The following is a 14,970-nucleotide window of genomic DNA, read 5'->3' as shown; positions in this document are numbered from 1 at the left end:
CCCACAGTATAACTGAATCATTCTGCGATAACAGGTCTTGACAAAGGATTTTACGCAAACGATTGGCTCCGCATTACACAAGGCTTTGAGCAATAAAGCACCTTCGATTATCAACGGATTTCTTTTCAGGTTTGTGATGCAAATAATTCATGTTGTAACTGTCTTAAGGTAAAGCGTTAAAGAACCATTTACAAAGCAGGGGTATTTTTATAAGATGCATTTAATATGCATCATTAAGATAACTTATAAAGGAAGCTGCTATGCTCGACGCCCAGACCATCGCTACGGTGAAAGCCACCATCCCCCTGCTGGTTGAAACCGGTCCAAAACTGACCGCTCATTTTTACGACCGCATGTTTGCTCACAATCCCGAATTAAAAGAAATCTTCAATATGAGCAATCAGCGCAACGGCGACCAGCGCGAGGCGCTGTTCAACGCGATTGCCGCCTATGCCAGCAATCTCGAGAACCTGCCCGCCCTGCTGCCGGCGGTAGAGAAAATCGCCCAGAAGCACACCAGCTTCCAGATTCAACCCGAGCAGTACAATATTGTTGGTACTCACCTGCTGGCGACCCTCGATGAGATGTTCAGTCCGGGCCAGGAAGTACTGGATGCCTGGGGCAAGGCCTACGGGGTGCTGGCCAACGTCTTTATTAATCGTGAAGCGCAAATCTATAACGAAAGCGCCAGCAAAACCGGCGGCTGGGAAGGCACCCGCGCATTCCGCATCGTCAAAAAAACGCCGCGCAGCGCGCTGATTACCAGCTTTGAATTTGAGCCGGTCGACGGCGGCGCGGTAGCGGAATATCATCCAGGCCAGTATCTGGCGGTCTGGCTGAAGCCGGAAGGTTTTCCGCATCAGGAAATTCGCCAGTACTCTTTGACCCGCAAACCCGACGGTAAAGGCTATCGTATCGCGGTTAAACGTGAAAACGGCGGCCAGGTTTCAAACTGGCTGCATGATTCAGCGAAAGAAGGCGACGTGATTTATCTGGCCGCGCCGGCCGGTGATTTCTTCCTCAACGTGGCGCCGGAAACCCCGGTCACGCTGCTCTCCGGCGGCGTCGGTCAGACGCCGATGCTGGCGATGCTGGATGTGCTGGCAAAAGCGCAGCATCCGGCGCAGGTGAACTGGTTCCATGCGGCAGAGAACGGCGACGTACACGCCTTCGCGGACGAAGTTAAAACGCTGGGTGAAACGCTGCCGAAGTTTACTTCTCACGTCTGGTACCGCAGCCCGAGCGAAGCGGACCGTGAATCCGGCGCGTTTGATAGCGAAGGTTTGATGGATTTAACGGCGCTGGCCGACAAAATCGGCGACCCGCAAATGCAGTTCTATCTCTGCGGCCCGGTGGTGTTTATGCAGTTTGCCGCGAAGCAGCTGGTAGATCTGGGCGTGAGCAGCGGCAACATTCATTATGAGTGCTTCGGCCCGCACAAGGTGCTGTAAACGGAGCGATAAATGCAGGCGGCCCGGAAATTGCCGGACCGCCATCCGGTTTGACAGCTTAAATCGCCGCGTCGTCTTCTTCGCCGGTACGGATACGAATCACGCGCGCGACATCAAAGACAAAGATCTTACCGTCGCCGATTTTGCCGGTCTGCGCCGTACGGATAATGGTATCCACGCAAGTGTCGACGATATCATCGGTAACAACGATTTCGATTTTCACTTTCGGCAGAAAATCGACCATATACTCCGCGCCGCGATACAGCTCGGTATGCCCCTTCTGACGGCCAAAGCCTTTCACTTCCGTTACCGTCATACCGGTGATGCCGACTTCGGCCAGCGCTTCACGCACGTCATCCAGTTTGAAGGGTTTAATAATCGCATCAATCTTTTTCATGGTGTTCCTGTTTTAGTCGCGTAACCGGTTGCTAACCGTATCATAACTTGCGCCACCATCCGGAGCTACTCTTTAAAGTCGTTAGCGTCGAGCTCGTGGCGCGACAGCAGCTTATAAAATTCGGTGCGATTGCGCCCCGCCATCCGGGCCGCATGCGTGACGTTCCCTTTGGTAATTTGCAGCAGCTTGCGCAGGTAATTGAGCTCAAACTGATTCCGCGCTTCGACAAACGTCGGCAGCGCGGTGTTTTCCCCTTCCAGCGCCTGCTCTACCAGGGCGTCGCTAATGACCGGCGAAGAGGTCAGCGCCACGCACTGCTCAATCACGTTCACCAGCTGGCGCACGTTGCCCGGCCATTTAGCGGCCATCAGCCGCTTCATCGCATCCGTGGAGAAGGCGCGGACAAAAGGTTTATGGCGATCGGCAGACTGGCGCAGCAGATGGTTCGCCAGCAGCGGAATATCTTCCGTACGCTCAGCCAGCGGCGGGATTTTCAGATTCACCACGTTGAGACGATAGAACAGATCTTCACGAAATTCGCCTCGCGCCATGGCCTTCGGCAGGTCGCGATGGGTCGCAGAAATAATCCGCACATCAATATCGATATCGCGATTGCTGCCCAGCGGGCGCACTTTACGCTCCTGCAGAACGCGCAGCAGTTTCACCTGTAGCGCAACCGGCATATCGCCAATTTCATCAAGAAACAGGGTCCCGCCTTCCGCGGCCTGGAATAGCCCCTCGCGATTGCTGACTGCGCCGGTAAAAGCGCCGCGCGCGTGGCCGAACAATTCTGACTCCAGCAACTGTTCGGGAAGCGCGCCGCAGTTAATGGCGACAAAAGGTTTATCGCGGCGCGGGCTGGCGTTATGAATTGCCTGGGCGACAATCTCCTTGCCGGTACCGCTCTGGCCGTTAATCAGCACGCTGACGTCCGACTGCGCCACCATCCCGGCCTGCTCCAGCAGTCGCTCCATCAGCGGGCTACGGGTCACAATCGCCTGACGCCAGCGCTCGTCGGTGGTTGGCGCGCTCTGCTCCAGCGCGTCATCAATCGCTTTATAAAGGGCGTCTTTATCCACCGGCTTGGTGAGAAAGCTAAACACGCCCTGCTGGGTCGCGGCAACGGCGTCCGGAATGGAACCGTGCGCGGTGAGAATGATCACCGGCATCCCCGGCTGAACCTTCTGGATTTCGCTGAACAGCTGGAGTCCGTCCATCTCATCCATCCGCAGGTCGCTGACCACCAGATCGACCTTGTCGCGACTTAGCGTGCGCAGCGCCTCCGGCCCGCTCTCGGCGGTCACTACGCTATACCCTTCGCTGACCAGACGCATACCCAGCAGCTTCAGCAGCCCCGGATCGTCGTCCACTAATAGCAGACGGGCGGGTTTACGGATCGTCATGAATCACCTCCGGGACTTTATCGCCGCCGTGCCCGGCGTCAGAGCTGAAGTTCCCGCCGGGTTTACGGCTGGAGAGCTGACGCTCGATATCGGTGAGATTCTCCAGCTTGCGGGTCGTCAGTTCGAGCTGACTGCGTAGCTCAATTTCCTGCTGTCGCAGCGTCTCCAGCTCCGCATCGTTTGACTGCTGCAGTTTGGCGTAGCGGGAACGCTCGTCAATCAGCTGAAGCTGCCGGCCCTGGGCATCGCGCCAGAGCTGATAGAGCGGGCGCACCTGAGGGGCGATTTGCGGGCTGAAGCTATCCAGACTGGCGACCAGTTCCCGGCGCTCGTTAGGCGTAATTTTGGCATCAGCCAGTAAAATGCCGCGCTTAAAGGCATCCTGCCAGCTGTCGCCGCTGTGCAGCCGGGCCTCCGCCCGCGCCTGCACCGGAGCAAGACGATCGGCGCAGTCAATTCCACGCAGCCAGTAGAGCGGATTTTTGTCGCTGGCTTCGCTTTGCAGATTCCAGATATCAGCGCACTCCACCGAAAGAAAATCGGCGACCTGATGCTGCGGCAGCGCGGAGAGCGTTTTGCCATCCGCGGCGTATGGTGATGTAGAGGCGGAACATCCCGCCAGCGCCAGGCAGGAAATGCCTGACAGCAGCCATCCCCTGAGGGGACGGACAAATGCGAAGAAGTGGGACATATTCACCCGATAGTTATACGTTATTTTTTCCAGACTCGGCGACGGGGAGCGTGATACGAAAACAGATTAGCCCTGACTTCTCATCAACCAGGCTCAGCTCGCCCTGCATTTGCCGTACGCAGTCGCGGGCAATGCTCAGCCCCAGACCGCTGCCTTTTACCGCCCCTTTACGCTGGTGGCTTCCCTGATAAAAAGGCTCAAAAATCATGTTTCTTTCTGCGGACGGGATCGGCTCGCCGTCGTTAATGACGTCAATGCGCACCTGCTCGCCGTGCCGATAGCTATGGATTCGAATGTTACCGGATTCAGCACCATAGTGCACCGCATTGGAGTAGAGATTATCCAGTACGCTCACCAGCAGAGCGGGCTCCGCTTCGCAAAAACGCTCGCTGAGCAACAGTTCGGTATGCATCATTTTAGCTCTTGCCGGCAGGCTATGGGCAGAAACCACATTTTCCATCAGTTCGGCCAGGTTGACCGTCTCGCGCGCAATCGGGCCATCGGCCTGTTTGCGGTTATAGTCCAGCAGCTGCTCAATCAGCTTTTGCAGGTTGCGGCTGCTGTTATCCAGAATCTCCACGATCTCCTGCTGCTCGGGCGTCAGCGGCCCGGCCACCCGGTCAGCGAGCAGTTCCGTCCCTTCGCGCATGCTGGCCAGCGGCGTTTTCAGCTCATGGGAAAGATGGCGCAGGAACTGATGGCGCTGGGATTCCAGCCAGGCAAGGCGTTCGCTCAGCCAGATAATGCGTTTACCGACGGAGCGCAGCTCGCGCGGGCCGGTAAACAGCGCGGCATCGTCCAGCGATTTCCCCTCGCCCAGTCGGTTGATCATTCTTTCAATGCCCTTTACCGGGCCGATAATCATGCGGGTGAACAGCAGCACCAGCGCCAGGCTGAGCAGGAACAGCACCAGCGCCTGCCAGCCGAAGAACTGGCCGCGCTCGGCGATTTCCTGCTGCAGCTGCTGTCCACGCGAATAGACCACCGTCCGGGTTGCCTGGACCATGTCGCTATTGGCGGAAGCAAACGCTTCCAGGCTGACTGCTGACTTCGCCGCCGGGCCGCTATTTTTACACTGCAGCTCGGCCAGATCGTCGAGATCCTGACGCAGCGCCTGCCAGATTTTTTCATCAGGCAGAACGCCCGCGTGAGCGTCAAGCATTTCGCTGTAGCGTTGGCGTTGATTTTGATAGACCCGCGCCAGCGTCGGATCGTCCAGCACGCAGTACTGCCGGTAGCTACGCTCCATTTCCAGCGACGCGTTAATCATCGCCTCGCTGCGGCGGGCGTCGATAAGGGTGGTGCGATTAATATGCGCCGCCTGGGCGCTGAGGGCGTTAAGGCTTTGCCACGCCTGCCATGCCAGCACCAGCAGCGGAAGCAGGATCAGCACGAAGGATAGCGTGACCAGCTGGCGCAGCGAACGGGGGAAAAGGGAGAGTCGCTTCACGGATAGGGTCTCAATCATTAGCTCACTACGATGCTACCTGAATATACCCAATATACTCTATGGATTTTGAGTTACAGGAAGGCGGCAAAGCTGAGAATCCCCGGGAGCTTACTCAAGTAAGTGACCGGGGTGAACAGATGCGGCCAACGCACCTGTAGCACAAAAGACGACGAGTATAATAAAGCCAGGCTACGGGAGCCTGGCTTTATTAAGAAATGAGGCGGTGCCTTACTCGACGTTTCGCCCGATGACTGATAAAGCAGAGCTGTTATCAGGAGTTGGACGGCAGGCACCTGTTTGTGCGTCATTCGAAGTTTATGTAGCGCGTCCCGAAGGGGCTGACATAAGAAGGTGAATGAGCCACTGGTTATAATTATGCACGAACTATGCCACATCTCAAAACATTTTATTAACACAATGAAATATAATGTCTTTTTACTATTTATGGGCACGGATGATGATGGTCGCTTTTTGTACAAAGTGTCGCTGATTAGCAACATCGGGTGAATGATTCAGTGATGCCTTTATGAATCAATAAGTTAAATGTCACCTTTTGACGACACCACCATAGAGCGTTTGTCGGCGATCCCCGACACCTGCTTTCGAAGTACCCCACAAATAAAAAAGCCCCCTGCGTGGGCAGGAGGCTTAATTCGATTTGTAAACGATTTTTAGCCCAGCTGTTTACGCGCGTTGCGGAAAATACGCATCCACGGGCTGTCTTCGCCCCAGTTTTCCGGGTGCCAGGAGTTCGACACGGTGCGGAACACGCGTTCCGGGTGCGGCATCATGATGGTCGCGCGCCCGCTTTCGCTGGTTACCGCAGTGATACCGTTCGGCGAACCATTCGGGTTGGCCGGATAGTTTTCCGTCACCTTACCGAAGTTATCGACGAAGCGCAGCGCCACCAGGCCTTTACTTTCCAGCTGCGCCAGATGCGCGCCATCGCGAACCTCCACCTGCCCTTCACCGTGGGATACGGCAATCGGCATCATCGATCCCACCATACCCTGCAGCAGCAGAGACGGGCTCTGCGTCACTTCAACCAGGCTGAAGCGCGCTTCAAAGCGGTCAGACTGATTACGCACAAAGCGCGGCCACAGGTCGCTGCCCGGGATCAGCTCGCGCAGATTAGACATCATCTGGCAGCCGTTGCACACGCCCAGCGCCAGGGTCTGCGGACGATGGAAGAAGGTGGCAAACTCGTCGCGAACCCGCTCATTGAACAGAATCGATTTCGCCCAGCCTTCACCGGCGCCTAAAACGTCACCGTAGGAGAAGCCGCCGCAGGCCACCAGCGCCTGGAAATCAGCAAGACCGGTACGGCCCGCCAGCAGGTCGCTCATGTGCACGTCGATGGCATCAAAGCCGGCGCGATGGAACGCCGCGGCCATTTCTACATGGGAGTTCACGCCCTGCTCACGCAGCACCGCGACCTTCGGACGCGCGCCGGTGGCAATATAAGGCGCAGCGATATCCTCATTGATATCAAAGGAGAGCTTCACGTTGAGCCCTGGATCGGCATCGTTGGCTTTCGCCTCGTGCTCCTGGTCAGCGCATTCCGGGTTATCGCGCAGACGCTGCATTTGCCAGGTGGTTTCTGCCCACCACATGCGCAGCGTGGTGCGGCTTTCGCTGAATACCGGATGACCGTCGGCCTCGATGACGAAGCGATCGCCCGCCGTAGCCTGGCCAATATAGTGAACGCAATCCGCCAGGCCATGAGCGGCCAACATGGCTTCCACGGCCTGACGATCGGCGGCACGAACCTGAATGACGCCGCCAAGCTCTTCGTTAAACAGCGCGGCCAGGCGATCCTCGCCGAGCGCGGCGATATCAACGTTGACGCCGCAGTGGCCGGTAAAGGCCATCTCGGCCAGGGTGACCAGCAGACCGCCGTCGGAACGGTCGTGCCAGGCCAGCAGCTTATCTTCAGCCACCAGCGCCTGCATTGCGTCCCAGAAGCCTTTCAGCTGCGCGACATCGCGAACATCGGCAGTCACATCGCCAAGCTGACGATAAACCTGCGCCAGCGCGGTCGCGCCCAGCGCATTGTTCCCCTTGCCTAAATCAATCAGCAGCAGAGCGTTGTCTTCGGTGGAGAGCTGTGGGGTGACGGTACGGCGTACGTCTTCCACGCGGGCAAAGGCGGAAATTACCAGAGACAGCGGAGAAGTCATCTCGCGCTGTTCAGCCCCTTCCTGCCAGCGGGTTTTCATCGACATGGAGTCTTTACCCACCGGAATAGTCAGTCCCAGGGCAGGACAGAGCTCTTCGCCCACCGCTTTTACCGCTTCATATAAACCGGCGTCTTCGCCCGGGTGACCGGCAGCGGCCATCCAGTTTGCCGACAGCTTCACGCGATTGAGCGCGCCAATCTGCGTCGCCGCGATGTTGGTCAGCGCCTCGCCAACAGCCAGACGGGCGGAGGCGGCGAAGTCCAGCAGCGCCACCGGCGCACGTTCGCCAATGGACATCGCTTCGCCGTAGTAGCTATCGAGGCTGGCGGTGGTGACCGCACAGTTAGCCACCGGAACCTGCCACGGCCCCACCATCTGATCGCGCGCCACCATACCGGTGACGGTGCGATCGCCAATGGTGACGAGGAAGGTTTTCTCCGCGACCGTCGGCAGGTGCAGCACGCGATTCACCGCGTCGGCAATCGTGATGCCCTGGCGTTGCAGACTCTGGCCCTGCGCTTTCAACGTCTGCACGTCACGGGTCATTTTCGGCGTTTTGCCCAGCAGCACGTCAAGCGGCAGGTCGATCGGACGATCGTCAAAGTGGGCATCATCAAGGCTCAGATGCAGCGCTTCGGTTGCTTCGCCAATCACCGCGTACGGCGCGCGTTCGCGGCGGCACAGCTCATCAAACAACGGCAGTTGCTCCGGCGCGACCGCCAGCACATAACGTTCCTGCGATTCGTTACACCAGATCTCCAGCGGGCTCATGCCCGGCTCATCGCTGAGGATATCGCGCAGCTGGAATTTACCGCCGCGTCCGCCGTCGCTGACCAGCTCAGGCATGGCGTTCGACAGACCGCCAGCGCCGACATCGTGGATAAACAAAATCGGGTTGGCGTCGCCCAGCTGCCAGCAGCGGTCGATAACCTCCTGGCAACGACGTTCCATCTCCGGGTTATCGCGCTGTACGGAGGCGAAATCGAGGTCGGCATCGGACTGGCCGGAGGCCATTGAAGAGGCCGCGCCGCCGCCGAGACCGATGTTCATTGCCGGACCGCCGAGAACAATCAGCTTCGCGCCGACGACAATTTCGCCCTTCTGCACGTGTTCGCCGCGAATGTTGCCGATTCCGCCCGCCAGCATAATGGGCTTATGGTAGCCGCGCAGCTCTTCGCCGTTGTGGCTGGTTACCTTCTCTTCATAGGTACGGAAATAGCCGTTGAGCGCCGGACGACCAAATTCGTTGTTAAACGCCGCGCCGCCCAGCGGACCTTCAGTCATGATATCCAGCGCGGTAACGATACGATCCGGTTTGCCGAAATCTTCTTCCCACGGCTGTTCAAACCCCGGAATCCGCAGGTTGGAAACCGAGAAACCCACCAAGCCGGCTTTTGGCTTCGCCCCGCGTCCGGTGGCGCCTTCATCGCGAATTTCGCCGCCGGAACCTGTCGCCGCGCCCGGCCACGGAGAGATCGCCGTCGGGTGGTTATGGGTTTCGACCTTCATCAGAATATGCGCGTCTTCCTGGTGGAAGTCGTAGCGACCGGTTGCGTGGTCGGCAAAGTAGCGCCCCACGGCTGAACCTTCCATTACCGCGGCGTTGTCTTTATAAGCAGACAGCACGTAGTCCGGGGTTTTCTCGAAGGTGTTTTTGATCATTTTGAACAGCGACTTCGGCTGCTTTTCGCCATCGATGACCCAGTCGGCGTTAAAAATCTTGTGTCGGCAGTGCTCGGAGTTAGCCTGCGCGAACATATAGAGTTCGATATCGTTCGGGTTGCGGCCCAGCGTCTGGAAAGCATCCTGCAGATAGTCAATTTCGTCATCCGCCAGCGCAAGCCCCAGACGGAGGTTGGCGTCAATCAGCGCCTGACGCCCCAGGCCCAGCAGGTCAACGCTGGTGACCGGCGTTGGCTGATGATGGGCAAACAGTTTTTCACCCTCTTCCAGCGCGCCGAAAACGCTTTCCATCATGCGGTCATGAAGTTCGGCCGCCACCAGCGACCACTGTTCATCGTTCAGGCTGCTGGCTTCGACGTAATACGCGACGCCGCGCTCAAGGCGCACAATCTGAGACAGGCCGCAGTTATGGGCGATGTCGGTAGCTTTAGAAGACCAGGGAGAGATGGTGCCGGGACGGGGAGTAACGAGCAGTAGCTTGCCGGTTGGGGTATGGCTGCTTAAGTTCGGGCCATACTTGAGCAACCTTGCCAGACTCTCGCGATCGTTGTCGCTGAGCGGGGCGCTAAGGTCGGCAAAATGAACGTACTCGGCATATATCGTGCTGACCGGAAGGTTGGCCGCCTGGAAACGTGCCAGCAGTTTATTGATACGGAATGCCGACAGTGCAGGTGAACCACGCAAAATTTCCATCATAAGTCTCTCGTCTTCGAAGCTTTCATGGTGAGCCAGGGGGGAAACGGGCGCCATTATAGTGAATCCTGCGCCCCGACGAAACCGTTTGCGTAGAAATAAAATGATTGCCAGGGTTTATCAATAAATGTGACCCTCCTCGCGAATAAGTTGCCAACTGGCGCATTCTTAAGCAAAATGCCGCTCATTCCACGACAACCTTTTACTTATTCTGGTCATAGTCTGCTGAGGAACCCGAAGCTGCAGAAGATTAACTATCTGAAAAAATTAAAGATTAATTATCTGCTCATCGGCATTGTGACTCTCCTGCTGGCGGCTGCCCTGTGGCCGTCTCTCCCGTGGATGGGTAAGCCGGAAAACCGCGTGGCCGGGATCATGGCGCGCGGAGAACTGCGTATCAGCACCATTAATTCGCCAATGACCTTCGCGACCATTAACGATCGGACCTACGGTTTTGATTATGAGCTGGCGCAGCAGTTTGCCGACTACCTCGGCGTCGAGCTAAAAGTCACCGTCAGGCAGAATATCAGCCAGCTGTTTGATGACCTCGATGAAGGCAAAGCCGATATGCTGGCTGCCGGCCTGGTCTACAATTCCGAACGGGTGAAGAACTATCAGGTCGGGCCAACCTACTACTCCGTTTCGCAACAGCTGGTTTATCGCAAAGGCAGCCTGCGTCCGCGCAGCCTGGCAAATCTTACCGCCGACCAGTTGGCGATTGCTCCCGGACACGTGGCGATTAACGATCTTCAGGCCCTAAAAAAGCAAAAATACCCCGATCTCGACTGGCGCGTGGACGAGAAACGCGGGACGACGGCGCTGATGCAGGCGGTTATTGATGGCAAACTCGACTATACCGTTGCTGATTCGGTCGCCGTCAGCCTGTTCCAGCGCGTCCATCCGGAGCTGGCCGTCGCGCTTGATATCAGCGACGAGCAGCCGGTCACCTGGTTTAGCGAAAAAGGTGAGGACAACTCCCTGCCGGCGGCAATGCTCGATTTCTTCAATAATATTAACGAGGACGGCACACTGGCGAGGCTGGAGGAGAAATACCTTGGTCACGGCAACGATTTTGATTATGTAGACACCCGTACCTTCCTGCGCGCCGTGGAAAGCGTGCTCCCGGACCTGCAGCCAATGTTTGAAAAATATGCCCGTCAGATAGACTGGCGGCTGCTGGCGGCTATCTCATGGCAGGAATCGCACTGGGATCCGCAGGCCACCTCCCCGACCGGCGTTCGCGGCATCATGATGCTGACCCGCAATACCGCTCAAAGTCTGGGCCTGACCGATCGTACCGACGCCGAGCAAAGCCTCGACGGCGGCATGCGTTATTTACAGGATATGATGAATAAAGTGCCGGAGTCGGTCCCGCAGGATGAACGCATCTGGTTTGCGCTGGCGGCTTACAATATGGGCTACGCGCATATGCTCGACGCAATGGCGCTGACGAAAAAGCAGAAAGGCAACCCGAATAGCTGGGCCGATGTGAAGCAGCGTCTGCCGCTGCTAAGCCAGAAAAACTACTACAGCCGGCTGAAGTACGGCTTTGCACGCGGCCACGAAGCCTACGCCTACGTCGAAAATATCCGTAAATATCATATTAGCCTCGTGGGCTATCTTTCTGAAAAAGAGAGAAAGGACGCCCAGATAGCGGCACTAGGCGAGCACTATCCGGCAGTCATGCCGGAGGAGCTGGGTAAGGAAGAGCAGTACGCCATGTCCTTTTTCAGCTTCCGCGCAGAAACGCTGGTGGACAACGCGAAGCTGAAAATCCCCGGTACGGGGCATTAACCTTCCGCTTGCCGGCTAGCTCGCTTCAGCGCTTTTTTCTCTTCGCGTCGCCAGCGGAAAAAATCGCTCAGCATGCCGGAACAGGCCTCAGCCAAAATACCTTCCGTTATCTCGACCCGATGGTTCATTCCCGGATGGTGCAGCACGTCGATGAGCGACCCGGCTGCGCCGGTTTTCGCATCTCTGGCGCCAAAAACCAGCCGAGAGATGCGACTATGGACCATCGCCCCGGCGCACATCACGCAGGGTTCAAGGGTAACGTACAGCGTTGCGTCAATCAGACGATAGTTTTGCTGCACCAGCCCGCCCTGACGCAGCGCCATAATTTCGGCGTGCGCGGTCGGATCGTGACGTCCGATTGGCCGATTCCAGCCTTCGCCGATGACCTGATGATTATGCACCAGTACCGCGCCGACCGGCACTTCGCCCTCTTCCCAGGCGCGTTTCGCCAGCGTCAGAGCGTGACGCATCCAGTATTCATCATTTAATTCATGGTCAGACAAAGCGGGCACTCCTGCAGAAAAGCGGGGCGCATTATACATGGACGTTATGTATTACACACTATTCTAACTGCTGAAGATCGCCCTGCGGCGTCACCCGCCAGCGGTGCTGGCAAAAATAGAGCAGCGGGTTATCCTGCTCGCTGTCGCTGTAGCCGCTGTACAATCGCAGCGGAGCGCCGATTTTTTGTTCCAGCTGTACCACTTTTTCATTGCCGAGGCAGCGAAGGGTTAATCCCCAGCCGCCGCAACGACGCTCCATCCGGCTGGCGATCAGGTTCACTCGCGGCAGCCAGGGAGTATCAAAATAAACCTGCTCAACCAGCGACTGCGGCGAGCCGGTAATCAGCCAGACGTCCGCATCGGTGCTGGTCAGATAGTTGTTGAGCCGCGCCTGTACTACCGGGAACGCCGTGACGTGCTGGCGAAACCAGCGGGCGAAACTCGCCTCAAGGCGTTTCAGGTGACGCTCGCTGCGGCCAAAAGTTGACGCCCACAGCAGCAGGCTCATCGGCCAGCGCGCAGCGCGTCCGAACAGCATCAGCCCGGCGGCAATAACCGGTAATAAAGGAATCACCAGCAGGACATTTAGCGGCTGGTGGCGCAGGACATAGCGCAAAAAGCTGCCGAACATATCCTGCTGATGTAAGGTTCCATCCAGATCAAAGAAAACCACTCTCCGCGTACTGCTATTCAAAACCCACTCCCCTGAACGATCGCCTGATAACCAATAGCTTAGCAGTCTTAAGCTGCGAATAGCGAAAACATACGCTGTTGTTGAATCCGGATTAAGAAAACGCTTCTGCAGAGAAATCTGAAGCTCAGAATTTTTAATTCGCAGTAATCCTCTTATAATCGAATACAAAATTCTTTCAGTCGAGGGTGAAGCCGTCCTCCGGAGCCGCTATGAACTGTTTGACCCGTATTCGCCAGCGCTACCCAACGCTGGCCGCAAGCGATAAAAAACTGGCCGATTTCATTCTGGCCCAACCGGATAAAACCCGCCACCTTAGTTCACAACAACTGGCGGGCGAAGCCGGGGTCAGCCAGTCAAGCGTAGTCAAATTTGCGCAGAAGATGGGTTTCAAAGGTTTTCCGGCATTAAAGCTGGCGTTAAGCGAAGCCCTGGCAAGCGCCCCTACGCCACAGTCCGTGCCGGTACATAATCAGATCCGCGGCGACGATCCTCTCCGTCTGGTAGGCGAAAAACTCATTAAAGATAATATCGCGGCCATGCACGCTTCGCTGGACGTCAACGCCGAAGAGAAGCTGCTCGAAGCCGTCACGCTATTGCGCCACGCCCGCCGGGTCATTATTACCGGTATCGGCGCGTCGGGGCTGGTGGCAAGAAACTTCAGCTGGAAGCTAATGAAAATCGGCATTAATGCCGTGTCAGAACAGGATATGCATGCGCTGCTGGCGACGGTACAGGCGATGTCGCCGGACGATCTGCTGTTGGCTATTTCCTACTCCGGTGAACGACGCGAGATCAACATGGCGGCTGGTGAAGCGTTACGAGTAGGAAGCCAGATCCTGGCGATCACCGGATTTAATCCTAACGCTCTTCAGCAACAGGCGACGCTGTGCCTGTATACCATAGCGGAAGAACAGGCTACGCGCAGCGCCGCGATCTCCTCTACCAGCGCGCAGATGATGCTGACCGATCTTCTGTTTATGGGACTGGTGCAGCAGGATCTTGAACGTGCCCCGGAGCGGATTCGCCATAGCGAAGCGCTGGTGAAAAAGCTGGTTTGACAGCAGGCTCTTTCGCACCATGCGAAAGAGCCTCTGGGTTTATTGCGCTTCTTTTGCGTGAATAAGCTGCGTCAGAAGCGTATTCACCGGCACGGGGATATTATTCTGCATGCCAATTCGCGCGATGGCGCCGTTTAAATAGTCAATTTCCGTAAGTCGCCCCTTTTGCAAATCCTGATACATAGAGGGATAGTGATGGCCGCTTTCGCGCGGGTCGAAGACCTTCTTCACCGTATTCATTACCATCTCTCCGCTCAACGGAATATTCTGACTGGCGGCAACTAATACAAATTCATCCACCACCACCTGCGCTAAATCTAATGCGCCCGGCAGTTGACCGAAGCCGCCGACATTACAGTCCAGCAGCGCGCAGTAGGTATTCATCACGCTATTAAAAGCCGCTTTCTTCCAGATCGATAAGAGTACGTCAGGACTTATTTCAGCATTCAATCCGGCGCTATTGAGAACGGCAACGATATTTTCTTCCAGAGCGGCGTCCTGGCTGGCAACCGGTTGCAGTTCAATCGTTCCGGTACCGGTGGCCATAATATGCCCGGGGCCCTCCAGTTCACTGGACCATAGCGTCACGCCAGCATAAATTTTTTGCCGATCGACGTATTTCTCCAGGGTTTCAATATTTCCGAGGCCATTCGATAAAATCATGACGACCTTCGCGGCTGGCAGCAGCGGCTTAATATGCTGCAGCATGCGATCGAGCTGCATGGCTTTAGTAAACAGAATAACCAGCTCGAACTCCCCCTGCGATTCATCAGCCAGCATTGCCGGAATGGGATAATACTGCTGGCTTACTTCTGTTTCGACAAACAGCCCGTTGCTGCATATGGCGTTGACATGCTCGTGCCAGCCATCGATAAGCGTCACGTCGTGCCCGGCCCCCAGCAGCATGTAGCCAAAACGACAGCCCATAGCCCCGGCGCCTGCGATTGCAATTTTCATCTTTATTTCCTTACGC

The 14,970-nt window shown here is 56.7% G+C and carries 11 protein-coding genes; 3 read left to right on the top strand and 8 right to left on the bottom strand.

Annotation, left to right across the window (positions count from 1 at the left end; genetic code table 11):
• Positions 1–260: 260 nt before the first annotated feature.
• Positions 261–1,451 (top strand): NO-inducible flavohemoprotein, encoded by a 1,191-nt coding sequence (hmpA, locus tag ABLV11_RS21290; RefSeq protein ID WP_115239314.1) that lies wholly within the window; start codon positions 261–263, stop codon positions 1,449–1,451.
• 58 nt (positions 1,452–1,509) lie between these two features.
• On the opposite strand, the gene glnB is transcribed toward hmpA, so the two are convergent.
• The 5 genes from glnB to purL all read right to left on the bottom strand — a co-directional run bounded on the left by glnB (position 1,510) and on the right by purL (position 9,951).
• Positions 1,510–1,848: a nitrogen regulatory protein P-II gene (gene glnB / locus ABLV11_RS21285; RefSeq protein ID WP_002914032.1), complete on the bottom strand. Its 339-nt coding sequence runs from the start codon at positions 1,846–1,848 to the stop codon at positions 1,510–1,512.
• 65 nt (positions 1,849–1,913) lie between these two features.
• Complete coding sequence (gene glrR / locus ABLV11_RS21280) at positions 1,914–3,251, bottom strand: two-component system response regulator GlrR (protein WP_004104547.1); 1,338 nt, start codon at positions 3,249–3,251, stop codon at positions 1,914–1,916.
• Positions 3,238–3,942 carry a two-component system QseEF-associated lipoprotein QseG gene (qseG, locus tag ABLV11_RS21275; protein ID WP_017145533.1) on the bottom strand — a complete coding sequence of 235 codons (705 nt, stop codon included), beginning with the start codon at positions 3,940–3,942 and terminating at the stop codon, positions 3,238–3,240. Before qseG ends, glrR begins: the two co-directional genes overlap by 14 nt.
• A gap of 13 nt (positions 3,943–3,955) precedes the next feature.
• Positions 3,956–5,392 carry a HAMP domain-containing sensor histidine kinase gene (locus ABLV11_RS21270; RefSeq protein ID WP_024274562.1) on the bottom strand — a complete coding sequence of 479 codons (1,437 nt, stop codon included), beginning with the start codon at positions 5,390–5,392 and terminating at the stop codon, positions 3,956–3,958.
• Between the two features lie 671 nt (positions 5,393–6,063).
• Positions 6,064–9,951 carry a phosphoribosylformylglycinamidine synthase gene (purL, locus tag ABLV11_RS21265; protein WP_126489432.1) on the bottom strand — a complete coding sequence of 1,296 codons (3,888 nt, stop codon included), beginning with the start codon at positions 9,949–9,951 and terminating at the stop codon, positions 6,064–6,066.
• A 174-nt stretch (positions 9,952–10,125) separates the two neighbouring features.
• On the opposite strand from purL, the gene mltF reads away from it, so the two are divergent.
• On the top strand, positions 10,126–11,742 hold the full coding sequence (gene mltF, locus ABLV11_RS21260) for a membrane-bound lytic murein transglycosylase MltF (protein WP_032705131.1): 1,617 nt from the start codon (positions 10,126–10,128) through the stop codon (positions 11,740–11,742).
• Here the strand turns inward: mltF and tadA are convergent.
• Together tadA and yfhb are read right to left on the bottom strand one after the other, a co-directional pair.
• The gene (gene tadA, locus ABLV11_RS21255; protein ID WP_016809506.1) at positions 11,739–12,245 is read right to left on the bottom strand and encodes a tRNA adenosine(34) deaminase TadA; all 507 of its coding nucleotides are present in this window, start codon (positions 12,243–12,245) and stop codon (positions 11,739–11,741) included. The genes mltF and tadA overlap by 4 nt on opposite strands.
• A gap of 58 nt (positions 12,246–12,303) precedes the next feature.
• Complete coding sequence (gene yfhb, locus ABLV11_RS21250; RefSeq protein ID WP_064371053.1) at positions 12,304–12,939, bottom strand: phosphatidylglycerophosphatase C; 636 nt, start codon at positions 12,937–12,939, stop codon at positions 12,304–12,306.
• A gap of 209 nt (positions 12,940–13,148) precedes the next feature.
• Between yfhb and ABLV11_RS21245 the strand changes: the two genes are divergently transcribed.
• Positions 13,149–13,997 carry a MurR/RpiR family transcriptional regulator gene (locus ABLV11_RS21245; protein WP_047720788.1) on the top strand — a complete coding sequence of 283 codons (849 nt, stop codon included), beginning with the start codon at positions 13,149–13,151 and terminating at the stop codon, positions 13,995–13,997.
• Between the two features lie 39 nt (positions 13,998–14,036).
• Here the strand turns inward: ABLV11_RS21245 and ABLV11_RS21240 are convergent, their stop codons facing one another.
• Positions 14,037–14,954, bottom strand: a complete 918-nt coding sequence (locus ABLV11_RS21240; RefSeq protein WP_126489433.1) for an oxidoreductase — start codon at positions 14,952–14,954, stop codon at positions 14,037–14,039.
• Positions 14,955–14,970 lie beyond the last annotated feature (16 nt).

Origin of the sequence: Klebsiella sp. GW_Kp181 (assembly GCF_040062315.1) — a bacterium.
Classification (GTDB): Bacteria; Pseudomonadota; Gammaproteobacteria; order Enterobacterales; family Enterobacteriaceae; genus Klebsiella; species Klebsiella oxytoca.
Note: the sequence above shows the minus strand (reverse complement) of the source record. Positions and strands in the feature narration are given on the sequence as shown.